Annotated in this window: 23 protein-coding genes; 11 read left to right on the top strand and 12 right to left on the bottom strand. The window is 72.8% G+C overall.

Annotation, left to right across the window (positions count from 1 at the left end; all coding sequences use genetic code 11):
- The first annotated feature begins 64 nt into the window (after nt 1–64).
- Entirely contained in the window at nt 65–1,090 is a 1,026-nt protein-coding gene (locus AB0I16_RS04055) for a hypothetical protein (protein ID WP_363247742.1), read from the top strand.
- 76 nt (nt 1,091–1,166) lie between these two features.
- Entirely contained in the window at nt 1,167–1,796 is a 630-nt protein-coding gene (locus AB0I16_RS04060; protein ID WP_363247743.1) for a haloacid dehalogenase-like hydrolase, read from the top strand.
- Here the strand turns inward: AB0I16_RS04060 and AB0I16_RS04065 are convergent.
- A complete protein-coding gene (locus AB0I16_RS04065; protein WP_076685559.1) occupies nt 1,789–2,040 on the bottom strand; it encodes a hypothetical protein in 252 nt (83 codons plus the stop codon). The genes AB0I16_RS04060 and AB0I16_RS04065 overlap by 8 nt on opposite strands.
- 193 nt (nt 2,041–2,233) lie before the next feature.
- Between AB0I16_RS04065 and AB0I16_RS04070 the strand changes: the two genes are divergently transcribed.
- Nucleotides 2,234–2,617: a cold-shock protein gene (locus AB0I16_RS04070; RefSeq protein ID WP_076685560.1), complete on the top strand. Its 384-nt coding sequence runs from the start codon at nt 2,234–2,236 to the stop codon at nt 2,615–2,617.
- A 96-nt stretch (nt 2,618–2,713) separates the two neighbouring features.
- Here the strand turns inward: AB0I16_RS04070 and AB0I16_RS04075 are convergent, their stop codons facing one another.
- The 4 genes from AB0I16_RS04075 to AB0I16_RS04090 all read right to left on the bottom strand — a co-directional run bounded on the left by AB0I16_RS04075 (nt 2,714) and on the right by AB0I16_RS04090 (nt 6,210).
- A complete protein-coding gene (locus tag AB0I16_RS04075) occupies nt 2,714–3,610 on the bottom strand; it encodes a 1,4-dihydroxy-6-naphthoate synthase (RefSeq protein ID WP_363247744.1) in 897 nt (298 codons plus the stop codon).
- Nucleotides 3,573–4,295 (bottom strand): futalosine hydrolase, encoded by a 723-nt coding sequence (locus AB0I16_RS04080; protein ID WP_363247878.1) that lies wholly within the window; start codon nt 4,293–4,295, stop codon nt 3,573–3,575. Before AB0I16_RS04080 ends, AB0I16_RS04075 begins: the two co-directional genes overlap by 38 nt.
- The gene (locus AB0I16_RS04085; protein ID WP_363247745.1) at nt 4,292–4,801 is read right to left on the bottom strand and encodes a DUF2771 domain-containing protein; all 510 of its coding nucleotides are present in this window, start codon (nt 4,799–4,801) and stop codon (nt 4,292–4,294) included. The genes AB0I16_RS04080 and AB0I16_RS04085 overlap by 4 nt, the downstream gene beginning before the upstream one ends.
- A 68-nt stretch (nt 4,802–4,869) precedes the next feature.
- Complete coding sequence (locus AB0I16_RS04090; RefSeq protein WP_363247879.1) at nt 4,870–6,210, bottom strand: MFS transporter; 1,341 nt, start codon at nt 6,208–6,210, stop codon at nt 4,870–4,872.
- 485 nt (nt 6,211–6,695) lie between these two features.
- Between AB0I16_RS04090 and AB0I16_RS04095 the strand changes: the two genes are divergently transcribed.
- From AB0I16_RS04095 to AB0I16_RS04105, 3 genes are all read left to right on the top strand, one after another.
- The gene (locus tag AB0I16_RS04095) at nt 6,696–7,640 is read left to right on the top strand and encodes a DUF3027 domain-containing protein (RefSeq protein WP_363247746.1); all 945 of its coding nucleotides are present in this window, start codon (nt 6,696–6,698) and stop codon (nt 7,638–7,640) included.
- A gap of 824 nt (nt 7,641–8,464) precedes the next feature.
- The gene (locus tag AB0I16_RS04100; RefSeq protein ID WP_363247747.1) at nt 8,465–11,590 is read left to right on the top strand and encodes a molecular chaperone Hsp90; all 3,126 of its coding nucleotides are present in this window, start codon (nt 8,465–8,467) and stop codon (nt 11,588–11,590) included.
- 209 nt (nt 11,591–11,799) lie between these two features.
- A complete protein-coding gene (locus tag AB0I16_RS04105) occupies nt 11,800–12,636 on the top strand; it encodes a calcium-binding protein (protein WP_363247748.1) in 837 nt (278 codons plus the stop codon).
- A 17-nt stretch (nt 12,637–12,653) separates the two neighbouring features.
- On the opposite strand, the gene AB0I16_RS04110 is transcribed toward AB0I16_RS04105, so the two are convergent.
- Both AB0I16_RS04110 and AB0I16_RS04115 read right to left on the bottom strand, forming a co-directional pair.
- Complete coding sequence (locus tag AB0I16_RS04110; RefSeq protein WP_363247749.1) at nt 12,654–15,056, bottom strand: HAD-IC family P-type ATPase; 2,403 nt, start codon at nt 15,054–15,056, stop codon at nt 12,654–12,656.
- A gap of 107 nt (nt 15,057–15,163) precedes the next feature.
- Nucleotides 15,164–15,421, bottom strand: a complete 258-nt coding sequence (locus tag AB0I16_RS04115; RefSeq protein ID WP_363247750.1) for a DUF2530 domain-containing protein — start codon at nt 15,419–15,421, stop codon at nt 15,164–15,166.
- A gap of 207 nt (nt 15,422–15,628) precedes the next feature.
- Between AB0I16_RS04115 and AB0I16_RS04120 the strand changes: the two genes are divergently transcribed.
- Nucleotides 15,629–17,083 carry an NCS2 family permease gene (locus AB0I16_RS04120; RefSeq protein WP_363247751.1) on the top strand — a complete coding sequence of 485 codons (1,455 nt, stop codon included), beginning with the start codon at nt 15,629–15,631 and terminating at the stop codon, nt 17,081–17,083.
- 25 nt (nt 17,084–17,108) lie between these two features.
- Here the strand turns inward: AB0I16_RS04120 and AB0I16_RS04125 are convergent, their stop codons facing one another.
- A complete protein-coding gene (locus tag AB0I16_RS04125; RefSeq protein ID WP_363247753.1) occupies nt 17,109–17,291 on the bottom strand; it encodes a toxin-antitoxin system HicB family antitoxin in 183 nt (60 codons plus the stop codon).
- Between the two features lie 143 nt (nt 17,292–17,434).
- Between AB0I16_RS04125 and AB0I16_RS04130 the strand changes: the two genes are divergently transcribed.
- Nucleotides 17,435–17,872 carry a MarR family transcriptional regulator gene (locus AB0I16_RS04130; protein ID WP_363247754.1) on the top strand — a complete coding sequence of 146 codons (438 nt, stop codon included), beginning with the start codon at nt 17,435–17,437 and terminating at the stop codon, nt 17,870–17,872.
- Between the two features lie 116 nt (nt 17,873–17,988).
- Complete coding sequence (locus AB0I16_RS04135) at nt 17,989–19,335, top strand: MFS transporter (RefSeq protein ID WP_363247755.1); 1,347 nt, start codon at nt 17,989–17,991, stop codon at nt 19,333–19,335.
- 18 nt (nt 19,336–19,353) lie between these two features.
- On the opposite strand, the gene AB0I16_RS04140 is transcribed toward AB0I16_RS04135, so the two are convergent.
- Nucleotides 19,354–19,956, bottom strand: a complete 603-nt coding sequence (locus AB0I16_RS04140; protein WP_363247756.1) for a GNAT family N-acetyltransferase — start codon at nt 19,954–19,956, stop codon at nt 19,354–19,356.
- Nucleotides 19,957–20,007: 51 nt separating this feature from the next.
- Here AB0I16_RS04140 and thpR point away from each other — a divergent pair, with 51 nt between their 5' ends.
- Nucleotides 20,008–20,619 (top strand): RNA 2',3'-cyclic phosphodiesterase, encoded by a 612-nt coding sequence (thpR, locus tag AB0I16_RS04145; RefSeq protein ID WP_363247757.1) that lies wholly within the window; start codon nt 20,008–20,010, stop codon nt 20,617–20,619.
- A gap of 179 nt (nt 20,620–20,798) precedes the next feature.
- Here thpR and AB0I16_RS04150 read toward each other — a convergent pair whose 3' ends face one another.
- The 3 genes from AB0I16_RS04150 to AB0I16_RS04160 all read right to left on the bottom strand — a co-directional run bounded on the left by AB0I16_RS04150 (nt 20,799) and on the right by AB0I16_RS04160 (nt 23,061).
- Nucleotides 20,799–21,794 (bottom strand): aldo/keto reductase, encoded by a 996-nt coding sequence (locus AB0I16_RS04150; protein WP_363247758.1) that lies wholly within the window; start codon nt 21,792–21,794, stop codon nt 20,799–20,801.
- A 50-nt stretch (nt 21,795–21,844) separates the two neighbouring features.
- Nucleotides 21,845–22,441, bottom strand: a complete 597-nt coding sequence (locus tag AB0I16_RS04155; RefSeq protein ID WP_363247759.1) for a Uma2 family endonuclease — start codon at nt 22,439–22,441, stop codon at nt 21,845–21,847.
- A 71-nt stretch (nt 22,442–22,512) separates the two neighbouring features.
- Nucleotides 22,513–23,061, bottom strand: a complete 549-nt coding sequence (locus AB0I16_RS04160) for a MarR family transcriptional regulator (protein ID WP_363247760.1) — start codon at nt 23,059–23,061, stop codon at nt 22,513–22,515.
- A gap of 28 nt (nt 23,062–23,089) precedes the next feature.
- Between AB0I16_RS04160 and AB0I16_RS04165 the strand changes: the two genes are divergently transcribed.
- On the top strand, nt 23,090–23,596 hold the full coding sequence (locus AB0I16_RS04165) for a carboxymuconolactone decarboxylase family protein (protein ID WP_363247761.1): 507 nt from the start codon (nt 23,090–23,092) through the stop codon (nt 23,594–23,596).
- Nucleotides 23,597–23,598 lie beyond the last annotated feature (2 nt).

Genomic DNA, 23,598 nt, shown 5'->3' on the forward strand with positions numbered 1-23,598 from the left:
CACTCGGGGCCGCGCCGTGCACCGGCGGCCCCGAAGGGCCCGGAATACCGGTACGGTCAATGCCGTGGGGATCGAGAGTGATCAGCTGGTCTACGACTACCTGAGCAGGGTCGGAGACCTGGCCCAGCAGCGGCAGTTGCCGTCCGGCGCGCGCATGCGCCTGGTCTCGGAGCTGCGGGACCAGATCGACCGCGGCCGCTCCAAGGCCGTGGTGGAGAGCCCCGCTGCCATCCGGCGCATCCTGGCCCGCCTAGGCACCCCGGAAGAGATCGTCGAGGCGGCGGGCGGCGCCACCGGCGGCGCGGCGGCACCGCCGGGCCCGGCGGCCGTCCCCACGCAGCGGACCGCCCGGCCGAGGCCCCGCAAGCGGGCGGAGCGGCCGGGGAAGGCGGAGCGGCCCCCGGAGCCCGCGGAGCCGCCGGGGGACACGGCGGGCCCGTACGCCGCACCGCCGCACCTCGCGGGCACCGACGAACTGGGGCCCAGCGGCTCCGAGCCCGACTGGTGGCGCCACGACGACAGCCCCTTCGGCGTCGCCGACAGCGTCCCCGGCTTCGTCGGCGGAGTGGAGGTCCCCGAGCTACTGAGACCCCCGCCCGCCGCGGACGACGCCCCCGGCGTGCCGCACCCGCGCCTCGCCAAGGCCCCCGGGGCCCCCGCGGAAGCGGCACTCGACGAAGAGGCCACCGAGGAGGCCGTGGAGGCGGGCGGGCGCCGGGGCCGGCGCCTCCGGCTGCGGCCCGCCGCCGGAGGGTTCAGCAACCCGCTGCTGGTCGCCGCCGCCGTCCTGCTCGTCGTGGGCGCCGTCATCGGCAACTGGCTGGCCCTGGGCGTCGGCTGGCTCATCGCCTACGCCTCCCGCAGGCTGTCCCGCGCCGAGGTGAAGGCGGCGGTCATCGGCATCCCGGTGCTCGCGGTGACCGCCGGGCTCACCTGGCTGTGGGGGCGGAGCGAGCGCGGCTGGGGCGGTCGGATCCGGGACGGCCACATGAGCGACGCCGTGGCCGAGACCTGGCCGTGGGTGGTGCGCGGCGCGGCCATCGCCTCGGCGCTGTTCCTGCTGTGGCGCTCCCAGCGCCGCCGCCCCTGACGCGGGACGCCCCCCGGGTACGTACGGGCGCCCCCTGGGCCACCGCGCGGACACCCGCCCTCGGCAGAATGGGGGCATGACTTCTCGCGCACTGACCGTCGGCTTCGACCTCGACATGACCCTGATCGACTCCCGCCCCGGCATCAAGGCCGCCTTCCTGGCGCTCTCCGCCGAGACCGGCACGTACGTCGACGCCGATCTGGCCGTCACCCGGCTCGGCCCGCCGCTGGAGCAGGAGCTGCGGCACTGGTTCCCCGAGGAGAGGATCGCGGAGACGGCCGACCGCTACCGTGAGATGTACCCCACCTACGCCATCGCGCCGACGCTCGCGATGCCCGGCGCCCGCGAGGCCGTGGCCGCGGTCAGGGCCGCCGGCGGACGCGCGATCGTCGTGACCGCCAAGCACGAGCCGAACGCCAAGCTCCACCTGGCGCACCTGGGCATCGAGGCCGACGCGGTCATCGGCTCGCTCTGGGCGGAGGCGAAGGCCGTGGCGCTGCGCGAGCACGACGCGGCGGTGTACGTCGGCGACCACACCGGCGACGTACGCGGCGCGCGTACGGCGGGCGCGCTCTCCGTGGCGGTGACGACCGGGCCGTGCGACGCAGCGGAACTGCGCGGGGCGGGCGCCGACGTGGTCCTCGCCGACCTGACGGAGTTCCCGGCGTGGTTCGAGGGCCACACCGCGGGCACCGCCGCTAGCTAGCCGCGGACCGCGCCTGGCGTCGCTGCACGGCGATGCCGCGCAGCACGCCGGCCGCCGCCACGAGGAAGCCGACCCCCATCAGCATGCAGACCGCGTAAGCGAGCGGCGGAAAGGGGTCGGTGCCCAGGAAGAGCGGGGCCACGGTGACCAGAGTGGCCACCGCGCCGACGAAAAAGATGACTGCTCCGGTCCGGACCATTCCATCGCCCGGTCCGGCGGAATTCGCTTGGGTTTTGTCACGCACCCCACCAGGGTAGTTCCCAGCGCGAAGGAAGAATCCGGGGACGTCTTGTCACCGGCCCCCGGACCAATAGTCTTGGGTTCGGCGGGTCGAGCGACCCGCTGTAGTGCTATCCAGAGCCGTTTTCGCCCGGCCGCTTCCGGCTGGGCGGACCGGCATAGACGAAGTACGACGAGTACGAGGACGAGGACTTCACGTGCCTACCGGCAAGGTCAAGTGGTTCAACAGCGAGAAGGGCTTCGGCTTTCTCTCCCGCGACGACGGCGGCGACGTCTTCGTGCACTCCTCCGTACTGCCCGCCGGCGTCGACACACTCAAGCCGGGACAGCGCGTGGAGTTCGGAGTCGTCGCCGGTCAGCGCGGCGACCAGGCCCTGTCCGTGGCGATTCTCGACCCGACGCCCTCGGTGGCGGCGGCGCAGCGCCGCAAGCCCGACGAACTGGCGTCGATCGTCCAGGACCTGACGACGCTCCTGGAGAACATCACGCCGATGCTGGAGAAGGGCCGCTACCCCGACAAGGCGTCGGGCGCGAAGATCGCGGGCCTGCTGCGGGCGGTGGCGGACCAGCTGGACGTGTGAGGCGTCGGGTCGGACGGGCCGCGGGGTGCGACGCGCGGCCCGTCCGGCGTTCGCGGAGCCGTTATGGCGACCGGGGCGGAGCCCCCGGAGGGGCGCTCACGGGAACGCCAGCGCCCCCGGCCGCAGGGCAGGAACAAGCCCCTCCGCGGCGGCCCGCGTGAGGAGCCCGCGCACCGCCGCGTAGCCGTCCTCGCCGAGGTCGGCGGTGAACTCGTTCACGTAGAGCCCGATGTGCTGGTCGGCGACGGCCGGGTCCATCTCCTGCGCGTGCTCCATCACGTACGGACGCGAGACCTCGGGATCGTCCCAGGCCATGCGGACCGAGGTGCGCGCCGCTTCGGCGAGGGAGCGGAGCACGTCCGGGCCGAGCGAGCGCCTGGCGATGATCGCGCCCAGCGGGATCGGCAGGCCCGTCGTGGCCTCCCAGTGCTCGCCCATGTCGGCGAGGCGGTGCAGGCCGTAGTTCTGGTACGTGAAGCGCGCCTCGTGGATGACGAGGCCCGCGTCGACCTCGCCGTCGCGCACCGCGGGCATGATCTCGTCGAACGGCATGACCACGATCTCGCCGACGCCGCCGGACAGCGTGTCCGCCGCCCAGAGCCGGAACAGCAGGTACGCCGTCGACTTCTCGCTCGGCACCGCGACGGTCTTCCCCGCCAGGTCGACACCGGCCCCGCGCGTGAGCACCAGGGGCCCGCACCCGCGGCCGAGCGCGCCGCCGCAGGGCAGCAGCGCGTACTCGTCGAGTACGTAGGGCAGGACCGCGTAGCTGACCTTGAGGACGTCCAGCTCCGAGGAGCCGGGAGAGGCCGCGCCGCGCTCGGCGACGCCGTTGGTGATGTCGATGTCCGCGAACGTCACGTCGAGCGCGGGCGCGCCCGGCACCCGGCCGTGCGCCCAGGCGTCGAAGACGAACGTGTCGTTCGGGCAGGGCGAGTACGCGATCCGCAGCGGGTCAGTCACGGCGTCGTCCGCGGGGGTCATGGCTGTCATGCGTGTTCCAACTCTCCAGTACCGGCGTGAACTTCCCGAACGCCCCGCCGAGCGCGGCGAGGGCCTCACCGATCCGCCAGGCGGCGCGGTCGCGCGGGCCCACCGGGTTGGAGACCGCGCGCACCTCGGCCACCGGCACGCCGTGCAGCGCGGCGGCCTCGGCGACGCCGAACCCCTCCATCGCCTCCGCCAGGGCGTCCGGGTGGCGCAGCCGCAGCTCGGCGGCGCGCTCGGCGGAGCCGGTGACCGTGGAGACGGTGAGGACGGTGCCGGCCGCGGCACCGCAGGCGTCCGCGAGCCCCCGTACGAGGGAGGGCGGCGGACGGTGGGTGACGGTGCCGAAACCCAGCTCGGTGACGGGCGCGAAGCCCTCGGGGGTCTCGGCGCCCAGATCGGCGACCGTGACCGCGTCCGCGACGACGAGGGAGCCGACGGGCGCGTCCGGCGGGAAACCGCCGCCGATGCCCGCGGAGACGACGAGGCCGTAGGGCCGCCCGGCGGCCTCCGCGCGGGCGAGCGCGGTCGCCGTGCCCGCGGCGGCGGCACCGGGGCCCACCCCGACGGCGACGACGTCGACGCGGGCGCCCGCGGGCAGGGCGGCGGCCACCGCGTCCCGTTCGACGGGGACGGCGGTGGCGACCAGGACACGCCCAGCGGCCCCGGGAGAGGCGCCGTGGGGGGTCAGGAGTCCTTCTTGAACTCGAACGACCACAGGCCCGTGGCCTTCTGCGTGCCGCCCTCGCCGCCTTCGAGGATGCCGACGGTGGACTTCTTGCCGCCGCCGCCGTACTGCTGGTTGAAGAAGACGTTGCCCGGGATGACCACGTAGGTCTTCTTGCTGGCCTCGGTCAGCGGACGGCCGTTCATCAGCAGCGTCCAGCCCTTCTCGGCGACCTCGGGGTCGACGCCGAAGCGGACCTTCTCGTCGGGGTCGACCTTGATGGACTTCACGTCCTTGTCCTGGAGGCAGGACTTGAGCTGCGACTGCTTGAGCTCCTTGCCGTCGTTGTAGCAGGAGGCTTCCGAGTTCACCGAGTCGCCGCCGACCGTCACGGTGGCGAGCGGCGTCGGCTTGTCACAGGCCGAGAGCACGAGGAGTCCGGCGGAGACGGCGCCAAGGGCGGCCACGGTGCGGCGGCGGCGCGCCGCGCTGTTCACATTCGCGGCTCCGCCGCGGAGCAGGGAGGTCATGGGCGAAGGCTATCGGGCGCGTCGTGGGGTCCCACTACGCGGGGGTCACGGGCGTGCCGCGCCACGGCTCAGGCCAGGACGCGCCGCGGCCCGCCCCGCCTGGCCGCCGCCAGCAGGCCCCGTACGGTCGAGAGCCAGCCGGCCGCGACGATCGCCGCGGCCACCGACAGGCCGAGCGGGCCGATCAGCGGCAGCGCGATGCCGATGCCGCCGCCGATCACCCAGGCGACCTGGAGCAGCGTCTCGGAGCGGGCGAAGGCCGAGGTGCGGACCAGTTCGGGGACGTCGCGCTGGAGCAGCGCGTCGAGGGACAGCTTCGACAGGGCCTGCGCGAAGCCCGCGCACGCGCCGAGACAGGCGACGGCCACCGCGCCGAAGAACACCGCCGACGTGATCGCCACGCCGAGCACCACCGCCACGACGGTCACGATGATGATCTCGGGGGCCCGCGCCTTCAGCCAGGCGCCGACCGCCGTGCCGAGCGCGTTGCCCGCGCCCGCCGCCACGCCGACCATCCCGAGCGAGACGGCCGCGCTCTGCCCGGCGAGCGGATGCTGCCGCAGCAGGAACGCCAGGAAGAAGATGAGGAACCCCGAGAGGCACCGCAGCGCCGCGTTGGCGGCCAGGGCGTGGGTGACGGCGGGGCCGACCGTACGGAGCCCGAGGCGCCGCTTGCGGCCGGTGTCGGCGGCGGCCTCGGCGCGGGCATGCAGATGGAGGTGCTCCTCGTCGGCGGCGAGCAGCGCCTTGCTCTCGCCCTTGGCCGAGTCGACCTTGCGGGGCAGCGAGAACGAGAGCAGCATCCCCGACACGAAGAGCACGAAGGCGCCGTACAGCGGCCAGCGGGGCCCGAGCGTGTGGAGCCCCGCCCCGACCGGGGCCGCCACCGCGGTGGCCAGGAGGCCCCCGAGGGTCACCCGGGAGTTCGCCTTCACCAGGGAGAAGCGGGGTGGCAGCAGCCGGGGGACCACGGCGCTTCTCACCACGCCGTACGCCTTCGACGCCACGAGGACGCCGAGCGCGGCCGGGTACAGCTCGACGCTGCCCGTGGCGACGGCACCCGAGAGGACGAGTGCGAGGAGCGCGCGGGCCAGCATGGAACCGGCCATCGCGGCGCGGCGGCCGTGCGGGAGCCGGTCGAGGAGCGGGCCGATGACGGGGGCGAGCAGGGTGAAGGGCGCCATGGTGATGGCGAGGTAGAGCGCGACACGGCCGCGGGCCTCGTCCGTCGGCACGGAGAAGAAGACGGTCGAGGCGAGCGCGACGGTGATCATGACGTCGCCCGCGCCGTTCACCGCGTGCAGTTCGATCAGCTTGCCGAGTCCGGACTCGCCCGCCCCGTGGGCGTGCGTGGCCTTGCGGATGCCGCGCGCGGTACCGGTGAACGGCAGGTGCAGGGCCCGGACCAGCGCACGCGCCGTCCGCCTCGCCGGTCCGGGCGAGACGACAGCTACGGATGTCGACCTGGTGGGGGCCACCTCGTCATAGTGCCCCCTCAAGGGGTCCACTAGTACGGACAACGGCTGTGAGCCGCGGCGGGTCCGCGCGCCCGGCCCTTCGGAGGCCCGGCCGCGGAGGCGTTCCGACCCCGGTGCCGGGGCTTCCGGAGGGGTCTTCCGGGGAGCGGCTCGTGCTCGGTCGCGTACGTCGGTGTAGGCCCAGGGGCCAGGAGAAGGTAGCGTGCGTAACGCGCCTGCGGCGGTTGTTCTCGGCCGCGCGCCTCTCGGTCATCCCGCAGAATGGGTGACGTAGGTGCGCCCGGGGACGTCGGGCGCGGACGTCGACGCGGCCCGCCCCCGGTGCTCGAAAGCCCGGAGGTGCCCTTGCCGCTCCGTCCGTACCCCCGCACAAGGGTGGCGCACTCGTGAGACGGCGTAGGAGAGAAGCGATACCTGTGAGCGCAGCGACAACGCGAAGCCGTACCCCGCGCACCCCGCGTACCCCCGACCGCCTCTGCGCCGAAGCGGTCGGCCTGGCGCGCGCGGCGGCCGAGGAGGCCGCCGCACCCGGTGTGGTCGGTGAGCATGTCGAGGTCGTCGTCGAGGGCGACCGCGTCGTCACGCACCTCTTCGAGTGCAAGGAGTTCGGCTACCGGGGCTGGCGCTGGGCCGTGACGGTGGCCCGCGCGTCGCGGGCCAAGGTCGTCACGCTCGACGAGACGGTGCTGCTGCCGGGGCCCGACGCGCTCCTGGCCCCCGAGTGGGTGCCGTGGAGCGAGCGGCTGCGCCCCGGGGACATGGGGCCGGGCGATCTGCTGCCGACGGACGCCGAGGACCTCCGCCTGGAGCCCGGCTTCACCGGTGAGGAGGAGCCGCCGCCGAACTCGATCGTGTCGGGCGAGATGGCGGAGCTGGTCGAGGCGGAGGACGCCGAGATCACCGCGGGTTCGCCCGCGGAGCAGCCGTTGGCGCCCGCGCGCGGCTCCATCGCCGCCGTCGCCGACGAGCTGGGCATGCGCAGGGCGCGGGTCCTCTCGCGGTACGGGCTGCACGTCGCCGCCGACCGCTGGGAAGAGGGGTACGGCGCGAAGACCGCGATGGCGCAGGCCGCGCCGGCGGCGTGTGTGAGCTGCGGGTTCCTGGTGGCGATCGGCGGCTCGCTCGGACAGGCGTTCGGTATCTGTGCCAATGAGTTCGGCCCCGCCGACGGGCACGTGGTCTCCCTGTCGTACGGCTGCGGAGGGCACTCCGAGGCCGCCGTCATGCCGAAGCCGCCGCGGCCGGCGCCGCCGGTCCTCGACGAGACGCGGCTCGACGAGATGCCGCTGCGGCCCGCGGCGGACTCCGGCTCGGTCCCCGTGGGCGCGGACGGGTCCGGGGAGGACCTCGGCCACAGCTGAGGGCCCCGGGGCCTTGAGCGGTCCCCGGGTGGCCCGGGGCTTCGGGGGCGAGGTGCCGCCGCTGCGCGGCGTGTCCTGGCTCGGGCCCCCGGCTCGTCCCGCGGCCTCGGCCGGGGCCGCGGGTCTTGCCTCGGCGGTGCCTGTACCTGGCCTGCGGCCTTGACCGTCCCGTGCCGCCGCTGCGCGGCGTTGCGTGCCTCGGGCGTGCCTGAACCGGGCCTGCGGCCTTGACCGTCCCGTGCCGCCGCTGCGCGGCGTTGCGTGCCTCGGGCGTGCCTGTACCTGGCCTGCGGCCTCGGCCGTGCCGTGCCGCCGCTTCGCGGCGTTTTCCCCACCCGCCCGCCCTTTCCACCGGGCTGGGGTCTCCTGGGGGCCCTGGCGCCGAGCAACGGGCGGGTGGGTGGGAAACACGCCGCGAAGCGGCGAAAGGCCCTGACCGACACGCCCCGCACGGGCAAGCGCCCCCGCCGGGACCCGCCACCGCCCCCGCACGGGCAAGCCCCCCGCCGGGACCCGCCACCGCCCGCGCACGGGCAAGCCCCCCGCCGGGACCCGGCCCGCCCCGCACGGGCAAGCGCCCCCGCCGGGACCCGCCACCGCCCCCGCACGGGCAAGCCCCCCGCCGGGACCCGGCCCGCCCCGCACGGGCAAGCACCCCCGGCGGGACCGGGCCCGCCCCGCACGGGCAAGCGCCCCCGGCGGGACCGGCCACCGCCCCGCACGGTCAAGCGCCCCCGGCGAGAACCGGTACCGTTCGCCCGCAGAAGGGCAAGCCCCCCGAGGCAGGCCCCCAGGCCGCACCCGCGAAGGAAGAGGGACGAACCGTGAGCAAGAACGTGTGGCCGGCGGCCGAGGGAACGGACCCCTTCGGCACCGCCCGCCTCCGCCGCGGAGTCCTGGACGCCTGGGCCGCCGCCCCCGCCCGCTTCCGCGAGGACGCCAACGCCGAGGAGGACCTCGCCCTCGGCGGCTACCGCGACCGCCTCGTCGTCGAGCTGGCCCAGAACGCCGCCGACGCCGCGGCCCGCGCGGGCGTCCCCGGACGGCTCTCCCTGACGCTCCGTGACGGAGTCCTCGCCGCGGCCAACAGCGGCGCCCCGCTGGACGCCGCCGGCGTCGAGTCCCTCTCCACCCTCCGCGCGTCCGCCAAGCGGGAGGAGGAGAGCGAGGCGCGGCGGCAGAGCACCGTGGGCCGCTTCGGCGTGGGCTTCGCCGCCGTGCTCGCCGTCAGCGACGAGCCCGCCGTCGTCGGGCGGACCGGCGGCGTCCGCTGGTCCCTCACCGAGGCGCGGACGCTGGCCGCGGAGACCGCCCGCTTCAGCCCGGGACTCGGCGACGAGATCCGCCGCAGGGACGGCCACGTACCGCTGCTGCGGCTGCCGATGGCCGCCGAGGGCGCCGCGCCCGAGGGGTACGACACCGTCGTCATCCTGCCGCTGCGCGACGCCGCCGCGGAGGACCTCGTGGCCCGGCTGCTCGACGGCGTCGACGACGCCCTGCTGCTCGCCCTGCCGGGCCTGGACGAGGTCCGCGTGGAGACCTCGGACGGCACGGTGCGCACCCTGCGCCGCCGCACCGAGGCCCCGTACACCGTCGTCGAGGACAGCCGCGAGGGCACGACCCGCTGGCGCACCGTCAGCCGGCAGGGGCCCCTGGACGGCGCCCTCCTGAAGGACCGTCCGGTGGAGGAGCGGCTGCGCCCGCACTGGTCCGTCACCTGGGCGGTCCCCACCGACGCCGACGGCGCCCCCGAGCGCCCCCGCTCCACGCCGGTCGTGCACGCCCCGACGCCGAGCGACGAGCCGCTGGGCGTACCGGCCCTGCTCATCGCCTCGTTCCCGCTGGACACCGCCCGGCGCCACGCCGCCCCCGGCCCCCTCACCGACTTCCTCGTGCAGCGCGCGGCGGACGCGTACGCGGAGCTGCTCGCCGACTGGCGGCCCGTGGGCGAGGGCGTCATCTCCCTGGTGCCGGGGCCGCTCGGCAGGAGCGAGCTGGACGGCGCGCTGCGCCAGGGCATCCTGGAGCGGCTGCCGCGTACCGCCTTCCTGCCGCCCGCCCTGCCCCGCGGTGACGACGACGAGCTGCCCGAGGCCCTGCGCCCGCGTGACGCGGAGGTCGTGGAGGGCGCGGGCGCCGACACCGTACGCGTACTCGCCGAGGTGCTGCCCAGCCTGCTGCCCGCAGGGCTGGAGCGCCGGGCCGAGCTGCGCACCCTCGGGGTCGCCAGGGTCCCGCTGACCGAGGCGGTCGACCGCCTCGCCGGTCTTGAGCGGGAGCCCGGCTGGTGGCGGCGGCTGTACGATACCCTGGCCGGTGTCGACCCGGAGCGCCTCTCGGGCCTGCCCGTGCCGCTGGCCGACAACCGGACGACGATCGGCCCCCGGCAGGTCCTGCTGCCCACCCCCGGCGATGAGCGCGACCAGGCGCCGCTGGCCAGGCTCGGCCTGAAGGTCGCGCACCCGGACGCCGTCCACCCGCTCCTGGAGAAGCTGGGCGCCCTGCCCGCCACGCCCCGCGCGGTCCTGACGACCCCGCAGGTGCGCGCGGCGGTGGCCGCCTCCCTCGACGACGACACGTGGGACGAGGAGGCCCTGGACGCGGAGGAGCTGGCGGAGGTCGTGCTCACCCTGGTGCGGGACGCGCACCTCGCGCCGGGCGACGAGCCGTGGCTCGCCGCCCTCGCCCTGCCCGACGAGGACGGCGAACTCGCCCCCGCGGGTGAACTCGTCCTGCCCGGCAGCGCCTTCGCGCAGGTCATGCGCGAGGACGAACTCGGCCTCGTGGACGCGGAGACCGCCGAGCGCTGGGGTGAGCAGCCGCTGACCGGCTGCGGGGTGCTCGCCACGTTCGCGCTGGTGCGGGCCGGCGACGTCGTCCTCGACCCGGACGAACTCGAACCCCGCGACAGCGACTTCCCCGAGCCCGACGACGCCGGACTCCTCGACGCCGTCGACGTGTGGTGCGAGGACGTGCTCGACCGGCTCCCCGACACGCCCGTACCGCCCGTCGCCACCGAGATCGTCGCCGTACGCGACCTCGACCTCGTCGACGACGACCGCTGGCCGCAGGCCCTCGCGATGCTCTCGCAGCCGCCGCTGCGGGACGCCCTGACGCAGCCGCTGCGGGTGCTGCTGCCGGACGGGACGACGGAGACCGTCCGCTCGTACACGGCCTGGTGGCTGCGCGGGCATCCCGTCCTCGACGGCCGCAGGCCCGCGGGACTGCGCGCGGAGGGCGGTGATCCGCTCCTCGCGGGCCTGTACGACGCGGCGGACGCCACCGGCTTCGGCGACGAGCAGGTGCTGCGGGCGCTCGGCGTCCGTACGTCCGTGGCCGCCCTCCTGGACGAGCCGGGCGGCGCCGCCGAACTCCTCGACCGGCTCGCGGACCCCGACCGCCCCGTCACCGCCGGTCAGCTGCACGCCCTGTACGGGGCCCTGGCGGACCTGGACCCCGAGCAGGTGACGCTCCCCGACGAGCTGCGCGCGGTGGTGGACGGCGAGGTCGTGGTGGTCGACGCGGCGGACGCGGTGGTCGCCGACGCCCCCGACCTGCTGCCGCTCGCCGCCGGCGTACCGCTGCTGCCCGTGACGCCCCGCAGGGCCGCGGACCTCGCGGAGCTGTTCCAGGTGCGCCGCCTGAGCGAGACGGCGGCCGTGGAGCCCGTGGGCGAGGGCACCGAGCACGAGGTGCCCGCGCCGGTACGGACCCTGCTGGGCCCCGCGACCCCGAAGACGTACACCGAGTACGAGGAGCTGACCGCGGGCGGCGTCGACCTCGACTGGCGCCGCACCCCCGACGGCACCGTCCACGCGGCCACCCTGGAGGGCGTCGCCGCGGGGCTCGCCTGGGCCGCGGGCCAGTGGCCGCGCCGCTTCGAGGTGGCGGCGCTGCTCGAAGATCCCTCGCGGACGGCGGAGTTGGCACGGGACCGCTGGTTCGACTGACGCGGGGGCGCTTCCGACGGGTTCCGCCCCCCGTCCACCGGGGCGGAACTTCGGCCTCCACAAGCCGGGCACATTTTCTTAACTCTTCATACAACCACTGACGCGCATCGCGAGTCTGATCTTGCGAGTCAACAGACTCCTAGATCACCGGGCTCCCGCGTGAAGGCGTCACGCACCGCGGGGAGCCCCTTCTCCACCTGGGGAAACACATGCGTATTCGTGCCACCGTGGCCGCACTGTCCGGCACCCTGGCCCTTTCCGCACTCGCCGTCCCGGCCGCGCAGGCGGCCGACGGTCCGAACCTGACGCAGCGCGAGACCGCCATCGCCAAGGCGGCGGCCGACGAATCCGAAGGCGACACGAAGATCACGAAGGTCGTCGTCAACAAGGGCAAGGACATCGTCGTCGGCACCACCAACAAGGTGAAGTTCGACATCGCCATCACCGCGACCGACGCGGAGGGCATCTACCAGGGCGACGCCTTCCTCTGGCACGGCAGCGACATCGACAACGACATCGACGGCCTCCTCTTCTCGGAGGACCCCGACGAGACGTGCACGACCGTGAACACGACCACCGCCACCTGCACGGTCTCCGTCGTCGTCGACCCGAAGCTCGACCTCTACGACAACGTCCTGGCCGGCAAGTGGAAGGTCGCGGTCTCCGCGATCGGCAACGACGGCGACTACTACCAGGAGGACAACTTCTCCTCCAACGCCCGCATCCAGCGCTACGCCCGCCTCACCACCAACGCCTCCCCCGAGCCCATCAAGAAGGGCAAGACCCTCACCGTGTCCGGCGCGCTGACCCGCGCCAACTGGTACACCTCGAAGTACGCGGGCTACACCCAGCAGGACGTGAAGCTCCAGTACAAGAAGAAGGGTGCCAGCAGCTACACCACCCTGAAGACCGTGAAGTCCGACTCCAAGGGCAACCTGAAGACCACGGTGAAGGCGTCCGCCGACGGCTACTTCCGCTACGTCTTCGCGGGCACCTCCACCACCCCGTCCGTGACGTCGAAGAGCGACTTCGTCGACGTCCAGTAGCAGCCCCGCGGGACCGGCTACGCCGGCACGCGGCGGTCCACCCAGCGGTAGATGACCTCGACGGCCAGTGAGGCCACCGCCGCGATCGCGACCGCCGCCCACGGCATCACCGTGCCCACCAGCTTCAGCTGGAAGAACTCCTGGAGCCAGGGCACGGTCAGCACGAGCAGGAAGCCGAGACCCATCGCGCCGATCAGGCCGAGCCGCCACCACGTGTAGGGGCGGGCGATGATCGCGAGCACCCACATGGCGATCAGGAACAGCGCCAGGGTGGCCGCGCTGGTCTCGGCTTCCCGCGCGCCCGCGCCCTCGTAGTGGTGCATGGCGAGCAGGTACGTCACGAAGGTGGCGATGCCCGCGATGACGCCGCCCGGGATCGCGTACCGCATGACCCTGCGCACGAAGTGCGGCTTCGCCCGCTCCTTGTTCGGGGCGAGGGCGAGGAAGAAGGCCGGGACGCCGATCGTGAGGGTCGACAGGAGCGTCAGGTGGCGGGGCAGGAAGATGTACTCCACCTGCGCGCAGACCACGAGCAGCGCGATGATCACCGAGTAGACGGTCTTGACCAGGAACAGCGTGGCGACGCGCGTGATGTTGCCGATGACGCGGCGACCCTCGGCGACGACGGAGGGCAGTGTCGCGAAGCTGTTGTTCAGGAGCACGATCTGGGCGACCGCCCGCGTGGCCTCCGAGCCCGAGCCCATCGAGACGCCGATGTCGGCGTCCTTCAGGGCGAGGACGTCGTTGACGCCGTCGCCCGTCATCGCGACGGTGTGGCCGCGCGACTGGAGGGCGCCCACCATGTCGCGCTTCTGCTGCGGGGTGACGCGGCCGAAGACGGCGTGGCCGTCCAGGGCCTCCGCCATGTCGTCGCGCTCGGCGGGCAGCTTGCGGGCGTCCACGGTGTTCTCGGCGCCCGGCAGCCCGAGCTTGGCGGCGACCGCGCCCACCGAGACGGCGTTGTCGCCGGAGATGACCTTGGCGCGGACGTCCTGCTCCTCGAAGTAGCGCAGGGTGTCGGCGGCGTCCGGGCGCAGCCGCTGCTCCAGGACGACGAGCGCGGTGGCGTGCGCCCCCGCGGCGACGTCGGAGTCGTCGAGGCCACCGGAGGCGCGGGCGAGGAGCAGCACGCGCAGGCCCTGCTCGTTGAGCTCCTCGACCTCGGTGAGGACGGGGTCGTCCTCGGGCAGCAGGACGTCGGGCGCGCCGAGGAGCCAGACGGAGGTGGAGCCGTCGCCCTCGCTGAACGCGGCGCCGCTGTACTTGCGGGCGGAGGAGAACGGCATGGACTGCGTGCAGCGCCAGTCCGCGCGTGCCGCGTAGGCGTCGAGGATGGCCTGGAGCGAGGCGTTCGGCCGGGGGTCGGACTCGCCGAGCGCGCCGAGGACCTCCCGTATGTGGTTCTCGTCGGCGTCGTTCAGCGGGCGCAGCTCGGTGACGTCCATGCCGCCCTCGGTGAGGGTGCCGGTCTTGTCCAGGCAGACGGTGTCGACGCGGGCCAGGCCCTCGATCGCCGGGAGCTCCTGGACGAGGCACTGCTTCCTGCCGAGCCGGATGACGCCGATCGCGAAGGCCACGGAGGTCAGCAGGACCAGGCCCTCGGGGATCATCGGGACGATGCCGCCGACGGTGTAGGCGACGGACTCGCTGAAGTCGTCGTTCTTGACGACGAGCTGGGAGATGACGAGGCCGATGGAGGTCGGCACCATCAGCCACGTCACGTACTTGAGGATCGTGGAGATGCCGGAGCGCAGCTCGGAGTGGACGAGGGTGAAGCGGGACGCCTCCTCGGCGAGCTGTGCCGCGTACGCCTCGCGGCCGACCTTGGTGGCGGTGAAGGCGCCGCCGCCCGCGACGACGAACGAACCGGACATCATCTTGTCGCCCGGCTTCTTGACGACCGGGTCGGCCTCGCCGGTCAGGAGTGATTCGTCGACCTCCAGGCTGTCGGCCTCGACGGTCTCGCCGTCGACCATGATCTTGTCGCCGGGGCCCAGCTCCACCAGGTCGCCGAGGACGATCTCGGAGGTGGAGACCTCCGTCGCCCGGCCGTCGCGCCGCACGGTCGGCTTGGCCTCGCCGAGGACCGCGAGACTGTCCAGGGTCTTCTTGGCGCGCCACTCCTGGATGATGCCGATGGCGGTGTTGGCGACGATCACGAAGCCGAAGAGGCTGTCCTGGATGGGCGCCACGAAGAGCATGATCACCCAGAGCACACCGATGATCGCGTTGAAGCGGGTGAAGACGTTGGCCCGGATGATCTCGCCGAGGGAGCGGGAGCTGCGTACCGGTACGTCGTTGACCTCGCCGCGCTCGACCCGTTCGGCGACCTCGGCGGCGGTCAGGCCGGTGGCCCGGCTCACCGGGGGAGGCACCGGGTGGACGGGGTCGAGCTCGGCGCCCGCGTCGATATGCGTCATGCCTTCGACGGTAAGTGCCGCCGTGGGCGTTCACCCCCCGAGTGCCGGAAAGATCCGACCACGGTAGGACCCGCGCGGCCCTCTCCCGTCCCCCGTGGTCGTACGGACTACCGGGGCCGGGCGGTCTTCGCCCGCTTGATCGCGGCGTCGCGTCCGCGGACGTACCAGATGCCGATGAGGCCGAGGCCGCCGCCGGCCAGGCAGGTCCACACCCACCAGGTGGCGTCGCGGTCGTCGAACCAGCCGTAGAAGGGGAGCTGCGCCAGGAAGAGGACGAACCAGAGGATCGTGCCGCCCGTGATGGTGGCGACCACGGGGCCCTCAAGGGGCTCCGGCGCCTCGTGCTTAGGGGTCCACTTCGCCATGCGTACACCTTACGAGGCGGGGCCCCAGCCCCGTACACCCGTTGCCACGCAAGGGTCTACGCGCGGAGATAGCGATTTCGGCTTCATGTATTCATACTGAAACGGCTCATTAATGGCCGATTGCTTTCGTACGAATGTACTGAAGGTTCGAGTTCCTTCAAGCTCGGCACACCCTTCTTCACTTCATCACAGGTCATGAGGTTCCCCATGTCTTCCTCGGCCAGCGCCCCGGTCGATGCCCGCAAAGAGCCGCCGAAAGCCCCGCACAACGGCCTCGACGCCTTCTTCAAGATCTCGGAGCGCGGCTCGACCCTGGCCAGGGAAGTTCGCGGCGGCTTCGCCACCTTCTTCGCGATGGCCTACATCGTCGTGCTGAACCCGATCATCCTGGGCGGCGCCAAGGACATGTACGGGCACCAGCTGGACAACAAGCAGCTGGTCACCGCGACCGTCCTCACCGCCGCCTTCACCACCCTGCTCATGGGTGTCATCGGCAACGTCCCCATCGCGCTCGCCGCGGGCCTCGGCGTCAACACCGTCGTCGCCCTGCAGCTCGCCCCGCGCATGTCCTGGCCCGACGCCATGGGCATGGTCGTCCTCGCCGGCTTCGTCGTGATGCTGCTCGTCGCGACCGGCCTGCGGGAGCGCGTGATGAGCGCCGTACCGCTCGGCCTGCGCAAGGGCATCGCGATCGGCATCGGCCTCTTCATCATGATGATCGGCCTCGTCGACTCCGGCTTCGTCTCGCGCATGCCGGACGCCGCGCAGACCACGGTCCCGCTCCAGCTCGGCGGCGACGGCCACCTCAACGGCTGGCCCGTCCTGGTCTTCGTGCTCGGCGTGCTGCTCACCCTCGCGCTGCTCGTGCGCAAGGTGCCGGGCGCGATCCTCCTCAGCATCGTCGTCATGACGGTCGTCGCGATGGTCATCCACTCGGTCGCCGGGCTGAAGCCCGAGGTGTGGGGCCTGACCAGCCCGGAGTGGCCCGGCAACCCCGTCTCGACGCCCGACTTCGGGCTCGTCGGCCAGATCAGCCTCTTCGGCGGCTTCGAGAAGGTCGGCGTCCTGACCGGCGTCCTCTTCGTCTTCACCGTGCTGCTCTCGTGCTTCTTCGACGCCATGGGCACGATCATGGGCATCGGCGACGAGGCCAAGCTGACCGACGCCAACGGCAACATGCCCGGCATCAACAAGGTGCTCTTCGTCGACGGCATCGCCGTCGCCGCGGGCGGCGCCTCCTCGGCCTCCGCCACCACCTGCTTCGTGGAGTCCACGGCGGGCGTCGGCGAGGGCGCGCGCACGGGCTTCGCGAACGTCGTCACCGGCGGGCTCTTCGCCGTGGCGCTCTTCCTCACCCCGCTCGCCACGATGGTCCCGTCCCAGGCGGCCACGCCCGCGCTGCTCGCGGTCGGCTTCCTGATCCTGTCCGGGTCCATCCGGGAGATCGACTGGGCGGACTACACGATCGCCGTCCCCGCGTTCGTGACGATGCTGATGATGCCGTTCACGTACTCCATCACCAACGGCATCGGCATGGGCTTCATCACCTTCACCGTGCTGCGGCTCGCGGCCGGACGCGCACGCGAGGTGCCGGTGGCGATGTACGCGGTGTCGGCGGTCTTCGCCTTCTACTACCTGATGCCGGCGCTGAACCTGACCTAGTCGCCCGCACGCCCGCCCCCGGGTGTCAGACGGCCCCGTAGAACCTCTCGGTCTCCTCGACGGACGTCGCGAAGCGTTCGTCGAAGTCGTCCCGAATGAGCGTCCGGACCACATAGTCCTGGACGCTCATTCCGCGTTTCGCCGCGTGTTCGCGGAGCCGGTCGTGCAGATCGCTGTCCATGCGCACGCTGAGCACCGTGGATGCCATGCAGGACAGCGTTCACGGCGGCCGGCGTGTTCTGCGTCACTTTTAGCGTCCACCTCACTCGTTCGGGTGAAGGAGCGGTTTCGTGTGCTCCTCACTGGGAACCGAGTGGTACTTAGCTTGGGTAATGAGTTACGCTAACAAACATGCCGGACCTAACCCATGGTGACGACGCCGCCGCCGTGAACGCCCTGCGCTCCGCCGTGATGCGCCTGTCCCGTCGACTCAAGCACCAGCGCGTCGACGAGTCGCTGAGCCCCACCGAGATGTCGGTGCTCGGCACCCTCGCCCGCTGCGGCAGTGCCACCCCGGGCGAGCTCGCCCGCAAGGAGCACGTACAGCCGCCGTCGATGACCCGCATCGTGGCGCTGCTCGAAGCCAAGGGCCTGGTCCGTCTCGAACCGCACCCCGAGGACCGCCGCCAGAAGGTGGTCACCCAGACGGAGACCGCCGAGGCCATGCTCGAAGAGAGCCGCCGCAAGCGCAACGCCTGGCTGGCGGCCCTCACCGAGCACCTGGACGAGGACGAGTGGGCGCGCCTGCGTGCCGCCGCCCCCGTCCTGGAGAAGCTCGCGCACCTGTGAGCCACCGCCCGTGAACCACCGGCCCGCCCGGTGAGCCGCCGGTCCACCGGGCCCGCGAGGACCCGGTGCGCCGCAGACCGCGCGGCACCGTCGTACGCCAAGGAGGCGAACCCACTTTGAGTACGGGATCCGGAGCAGACTCCGCCCCCGCACCGACCACCCTCGACAAGACCGTCCGCCCCGCCAAGTCGTCGATGTTCAGCTCGCTGAAGATCCGCAACTACCGGCTCTTCGCCACCGGCGCCGTCGTGTCCAACACCGGCACCTGGATGGCCCGCATCACCCAGGACTGGCTGGTCCTGAGCCTCACCGGATCGTCCGCGGCCGTCGGCATCACCACGGCCATGCAGTTCCTGCCGATGCTGCTCTTCGGCCTGTACGGCGGTGTGATCGCCGACCGCTTCGCCAAGCGGAGCCTGCTCTTCTGCACCCAGGGCGCCATGAGCATCAGCGGGCTCTTCCTCGCCGCGCTCACGCTCACGGGCCACGTCCAGGTCTGGCACGTCTACCTCGCGGCCTTCTTCACCGGCCTCGTCACCGTCGTCGACAACCCGACGCGGCAGTCCTTCGTGTCCGAGATGGTGGGTCCCGACCAGGTCCGCAACGCCGTCTCGCTGAACTCGGCGAACTTCCAGTCGGCGCGGCTCATCGGCCCCGCCGTGGCGAGCGCCCTGACCGCCGCCGTCGGCCCCGGCTGGGCCTTCCTCGCCAACGGCCTCTCCTTCCTCGCCCCGCTCACCGGTCTGCTCCTCATGCGCACCGCCGAACTGCACCCCACCCCGCGCGCGCCGCGCGGCAAGGGACAGCTGCGGGAGGGCCTGAACTACGTCTCCAAGCACCCCGAGCTGATCTGGCCGATCGTCCTCGTCGGCTTCATCGGCACCTTCGGCTTCAACTTCCCGATCTGGCTGAGCGCCTTCGCGGACGACATCTTCCACGGCGGCGTGGGGATGTACGGCATCTTCAACACCCTGATGGCCATCGGCTCCCTCGCCGGCGCGCTGCTCGCGGCCCGGCGCGGCACCTCGCGCCTCCGCCTGCTCGCCGGGGCGGCCATCGCCTTCGGCGTGCTGCAGATCGTGGCCGCGTTCGCGCCCGAGCTGTGGATGTTCGTGGCGCTGATCGTCCCGATCGGCATCCTGGGCCTGACGGTGAACGTCACCGCCAACTCCTCGGTCCAGATGGCCACCGACCCCGAGATGCGGGGCCGCGTGATGTCGCTGTTCATGATGGTCTTCACCGGCGGCACACCGCTCGGCGGCCCGCTCTTCGGCTGGCTCGCCGACGCCTACGGCGTCCGGATCAGCATGGCCGCCGGCGGCCTGGTCTGCGCGCTCGCCGCGGCCGGCGTGGGCCTGATGCTGGCGCGCGCCGCCAACCTGCGCCTCAAGGTGGACCTGCGCCGCGGCCGGCAGCACGTGCAGTTCGTTCCGCGGGAGCGGGAGCTGGCCGCCGCGGCGTGAGAGCCCGGGGTGCCCCGGTCAGACCCGCATCTCCAGGATCTGGCCGGGCCAGCTGCCGTCGGGTCCTGTGAAGGACTCGGTGGCGGTGAAGCCGTTGCTCTCGTAGTACGCGACGAGCTTGCGGTGGCCGCCCGCGTAGCAGTCGACCCGGAGCAGCGGCATCCCCTGCCGCCGGGTCTCGTCGGCGGTGTGCGCGAGCAGGGCGCGGCCCACGCCGCGGCCCGCGAACCGGTGGTCGGCGACGAGCAGGTGGACGTAGCGCTCGGGCTCGCCGGCCTCGGGGATGTTCGCTCCCGGCCCGTCGGTGAGCGTGACCGTGCCCGCCACCACGCCGCCGATCTCCGCGACCCAGGGTTCGCCCGAGGTCAGGTACCGCTCGACGAGCGCCACGGCCTTCGGGTTCTCCGACCAGGGCTTCGTGCCCCACTGCCCCGTACGACCCCGCGCGACGAGCCACTCCACGGCCCGGTCGAAGAGGCCGAGAACGGCGGGGGCGTCGTCGGCGGTGCCGGGCCTGATCCTCAGCGGTTCGGTGCCCGTGCCGTGCGCGGCCGGAGATCTCGGCTCGCTCCCGGCCGGGGGTCTCGTGTCGTTCATGGACGGCGGTCTCGTGTCGTTCATGGACGGAGGTTAGGCGGCGCGCGCGGCAGGGGGCCAGGGAGAATTTCCCGCATGAGACTCTTCGTCGCGGTCGTTCCGCCGGAAGCCGTGGCCGCCGAACTGGCCTCCGCGGTCGCCTCGCTGCGTGAGCTGCCGGGCTCCGGGGAACTGCGGTGGACGGCCCGCGAGAGCTGGCACTTCACGCTGGCGTTCCTGGGGGAGGTGGACGGGGCGGCCGTCCCCGGCCTCACCGCCCGCCTCGAACGTGCCGCGCACCGCACGCCGCCCTTCTCCCTGGCCCTGCGCGGCGGCGGTCACTTCGGCGACCGTGCGCTGTGGGCGGGCGCGGCAGGAGGCGTCCCCGAGCTGCGGCTCCTCGCCCGCCGCACGGAGGCCGCGGCGCGCAGGGCGGGCCTGGCGGTGGAGGAGCACCGGGCCTACCGCCCGCACCTGACGCTGGCGCGCGGCCGGGGCGGGACGGGGCTCGGCCCGTACGCCGACGCGCTCGACGGCTTCCGGGGCGCCCCCTGGACCGTACGGGAGCTGACGCTGGTCCGCAGCGAGCTGCCGAGGAGTGGGGTGCCGGGGGAGCGGCCCCGGTACGAGGCCCTGGGGCGTTGGCCGCTCGGGGGCGGGACCGCCTCGCGGGGAGGCGGCTCCCGGGAGCCGGGCGCGGCCGGATAACCTCGACGGTGTGGACCCCAAGACCAGGAACCGGATCATGGCCGGTGTGCTCGTGCTGATGTTCGTCGTGGTGGCGGTGGCGGCCGCGGCGGGCGGCTGACGCCGAGCGACGCCCGCACCGCGGCTGACGCCACGCGACGCCCATACCTCGGCTGACGCACCTCGTCGGCGGTCCGGGACTACCAGGCGAAGGACTCCGGCGAGGGCCCCGGCCCCGGGAAGATCTCGTCCAGCGCGTCGAGCAGCTCCCGCGGCAGTTCCAGCTCGACGGCGCGCAGCGCGGAGGCGAGCTGGTCGGTGGTGCGCGGGCCGACGATCGGTCCGGTGACGCCGGGCCGCGTGAGCAGCCAGGCGAGCGCGACCTCGCCCGGTTCGAGGCCGTGCTTGTCGAGCAGGTCCTCGTACGCCTGGACCTGCGCGCGGACCTCCGGCCTGGCCAGCTCGGCCGCGGCACGGCCGCCGGTGCGCCGGGTGCCCTCGGTGCTCTCCTTCTTCAGGACGCCGCCGAGCAGGCCGCCGTGCAGCGGTGACCAGGGGATGACGCCGAGCCCGTACTCCCGCGACGCCGGGATGACCTCCTCCTCGGCCCTGCGCGCGGCGAGGTTGTACAGGCACTGCTCGCTGACCAGGCCGAGACTGCCGCGCCGGGCGGCGGTCTCGTTGGCCTGGGCGATCTTGTAGCCGGGGAAGTTGCTCGACCCCGCGTAGAGGATCTTGCCCTGCTGGACGAGTACGTCGACGGCCTGCCAGATCTCCTCGAACGGGGTGTTCCGGTCGATGTGGTGGAACTGGTAGATGTCGATGTAGTCCGTCTGGAGGCGGCGCAGGCTCGCCTCGACGGCGCGGCGGATGTTCAGCGCGGAGAGCCGGTCGTGGTTGGGCCAGACCTCTTCGCCCTGGGGGCCCATGGGCCCGTACACCTTGGTGGCCAGCACGACCTTGTCGCGCCGCTCGCCGCCCTGCGTGAACCAGGTCCCGATGATCTCCTCGGTGCGGCCCTTGCCGGCGCCCTGCCCGTAGGTGTTGGCGGTGTCGAAGTAGTTGACGCCCGCGTCGAGCGCGGCGTCCATGAGTGAGTGGCTGTCGGGTTCGTTGGTGAACGGCCCGAAGTTCATGGTCCCGAGCGTGAGCCGGCTGACCCTGAGCCCCGTGCGTCCCAGCTGCGTATACCTCATGGGGCCCCAGCCAACGCCTTGGAGCGGGCTCCAGGCAAGGGGGCCACGTGTCAGCCGCGGGGGAAGGTGTCGGTCTTGAGGACGAGGTCGATGGCGGTACCGGTCATGTCGACGTCTTCACCGAAGTCGGTCCTCGACTCGGTGCGGTACACGCCTTCCTTGGGATCGGTGAAGACGAGGCAGCGGCCTTGGTACGGATCGACGACGAGGTATACGGGAACACCGGCCTCCGCATACGCGGCCTTCTTCGGCCCGTAGTCGTTCAGGCCGGTCCCCCGTGAGATGACCTCGGCGACGAACTCGACGTCCTCGTGGCGCCAGCGACCTTCTTCGTTCGGCTTGGCTCCGTCACGAAGTTTCGCCATGTCCGGACAGAAGCCGTTCTGGTGGCCGGGGAAATCGATACGCACGTCCGTCATCGCGTGCACATCCCGGCTGTACCTGTCATCCAGCGCATACAGGACCCGCCGAATAATCTGCCAGTGCACATTCCGCTGCGGCACCATAACGACGGCTCCCTCGACGACCTCTGCCTTGACTCCCTCGGGGACCATCCGCTCGATCAGCTCGAACCAGTCGTCCAAGCTCCACTCGGCGTCGTCGTCGGCCATTTCGATCCTGTCGGTCATCACATCTACGACGGTCATCGTGGCGCTCCTCCCCGGCCCACCCCGGTCGAGTGCGGCCGCGCGGTACAACGATACGCACGGCGACGACGTCACGGCCCGCCCAGCCACCCCGCCGCGTCGAGGCGGAACGCGTCCGGCGGTACGACCGTGCGGAGGGTCGCCTCCAGGTCCCGGAGGCGGTCCGTGCCCGCGGATGCCGCCCACTCCGCCCGCAGTTCGTCGAAGACCGCCGCCGAGCGGCGCAGCGCGTCGGTGCCGTGCGGGGTCAGGCGGATCAGCTTGCGGCGGGCGTCCGCCGGGTCGTCGGTGCGGTGGGCGTAGCCGAGGGCGATGAGGCGGTCGACGGTCTTGCCCGCCGCCTGCTTGCTGACGCCGAGACGCCTGCCGATCTCGCTGGCCGTGGCGCCCCGGACCCCGATGGCCTGCATCGCGAAGCCGTGCGCGGGGCGGACGTCGGGGTGCCCCTGCCGGGCGAGTTCCGCGTGCAGGCGGTCGATCAGCGTGCGGAACCCCGCGAAGAGGAGCAGGGGCAGCTCGTATCCGGGCGCGTCCGCCGCCGGCGCGTCCGTCACCGCCTCGGGAGCCATCCCCTTGCCCGAATCGTCAACCTGGTTTACCTTTTCCGTACCGTCAACCATGTTGTCGATCGTAGGGGGTCACCACCGCATGTTCACCACCCACATCGTCGAGACCGCACCCACTGAGTCCCGTCCCGCCATGGAGCGGGTGACCAAGGCCTTCGGCCAGCTCCCGGACGCCGTCGCCCGCCTCGCTGAGTCGCCCGAACTGCTCAACGGCTTCCTGGACATGAGCGCCGCCTTCGAGCGCACCACGCTGGAGCCGGTGGCCCGCGAGACGGTCATCATGACCGTGGCCGTACGCAACGACTGCCACGTCTGCGTGGCCCTGCACACGGGGAAGCTGCGCAAGCTGGGCGCGGACGGCGCGGTCGTCGCCGCCCTGCGCGAGCAGCGCCCCGTACCCGACGAGCGCCTCGAAGCGGTACGGGTCTTCACGCTGGCCGTTCTCGCGACGGCGGGCGGTGTCGACGACGACGGCGTCAAGGCGTTCCTCGCCCACGGCTACACCGAGCGGAACGCGCTCGAAGTCGTCCTCGGCATCGGCACGTACACGATGTCCACCCTCGCGAACCGGCTCACACGCGCGGCGTGACG

This window comes from Streptomyces sp. NPDC050703, from assembly GCF_040654435.1.
Classification (GTDB): Bacteria; Actinomycetota; Actinomycetes; order Streptomycetales; family Streptomycetaceae; genus Streptomyces.

What these genes read in the sequence shown, in the direction of transcription:
- AB0I16_RS04060 (WP_363247743.1), top strand. Translation starts at nt 1,167, where the DNA reads ATGACTTCTCGCGCACTGACCGTCGGCTTCGACCTCGACATGACCCTG.
- AB0I16_RS04075 (WP_363247744.1), bottom strand. Translation starts at nt 3,610, where the DNA reads ATGACAGCCATGACCCCCGCGGACGACGCCGTGACTGACCCGCTGCGG.
- AB0I16_RS04085 (WP_363247745.1), bottom strand. Translation starts at nt 4,801, where the DNA reads ATGACCTCCCTGCTCCGCGGCGGAGCCGCGAATGTGAACAGCGCGGCG.
- AB0I16_RS04105 (WP_363247748.1), top strand. Translation starts at nt 11,800, where the DNA reads ATGCGTATTCGTGCCACCGTGGCCGCACTGTCCGGCACCCTGGCCCTT.
- AB0I16_RS04110 (WP_363247749.1), bottom strand. Translation starts at nt 15,056, where the DNA reads ATGACGCATATCGACGCGGGCGCCGAGCTCGACCCCGTCCACCCGGTG.
- AB0I16_RS04115 (WP_363247750.1), bottom strand. Translation starts at nt 15,421, where the DNA reads ATGGCGAAGTGGACCCCTAAGCACGAGGCGCCGGAGCCCCTTGAGGGC.
- AB0I16_RS04120 (WP_363247751.1), top strand. Translation starts at nt 15,629, where the DNA reads ATGTCTTCCTCGGCCAGCGCCCCGGTCGATGCCCGCAAAGAGCCGCCG.
- AB0I16_RS04125 (WP_363247753.1), bottom strand. Translation starts at nt 17,291, where the DNA reads ATGGCATCCACGGTGCTCAGCGTGCGCATGGACAGCGATCTGCACGAC.
- AB0I16_RS04130 (WP_363247754.1), top strand. Translation starts at nt 17,435, where the DNA reads ATGCCGGACCTAACCCATGGTGACGACGCCGCCGCCGTGAACGCCCTG.
- AB0I16_RS04140 (WP_363247756.1), bottom strand. Translation starts at nt 19,956, where the DNA reads ATGAACGACACGAGACCGCCGTCCATGAACGACACGAGACCCCCGGCC.
- thpR (WP_363247757.1), top strand. Translation starts at nt 20,008, where the DNA reads ATGAGACTCTTCGTCGCGGTCGTTCCGCCGGAAGCCGTGGCCGCCGAA.
- AB0I16_RS04150 (WP_363247758.1), bottom strand. Translation starts at nt 21,794, where the DNA reads ATGAGGTATACGCAGCTGGGACGCACGGGGCTCAGGGTCAGCCGGCTC.
- AB0I16_RS04155 (WP_363247759.1), bottom strand. Translation starts at nt 22,441, where the DNA reads ATGACCGTCGTAGATGTGATGACCGACAGGATCGAAATGGCCGACGAC.
- AB0I16_RS04160 (WP_363247760.1), bottom strand. Translation starts at nt 23,061, where the DNA reads ATGGTTGACGGTACGGAAAAGGTAAACCAGGTTGACGATTCGGGCAAG.
- AB0I16_RS04165 (WP_363247761.1), top strand. Translation starts at nt 23,090, where the DNA reads ATGTTCACCACCCACATCGTCGAGACCGCACCCACTGAGTCCCGTCCC.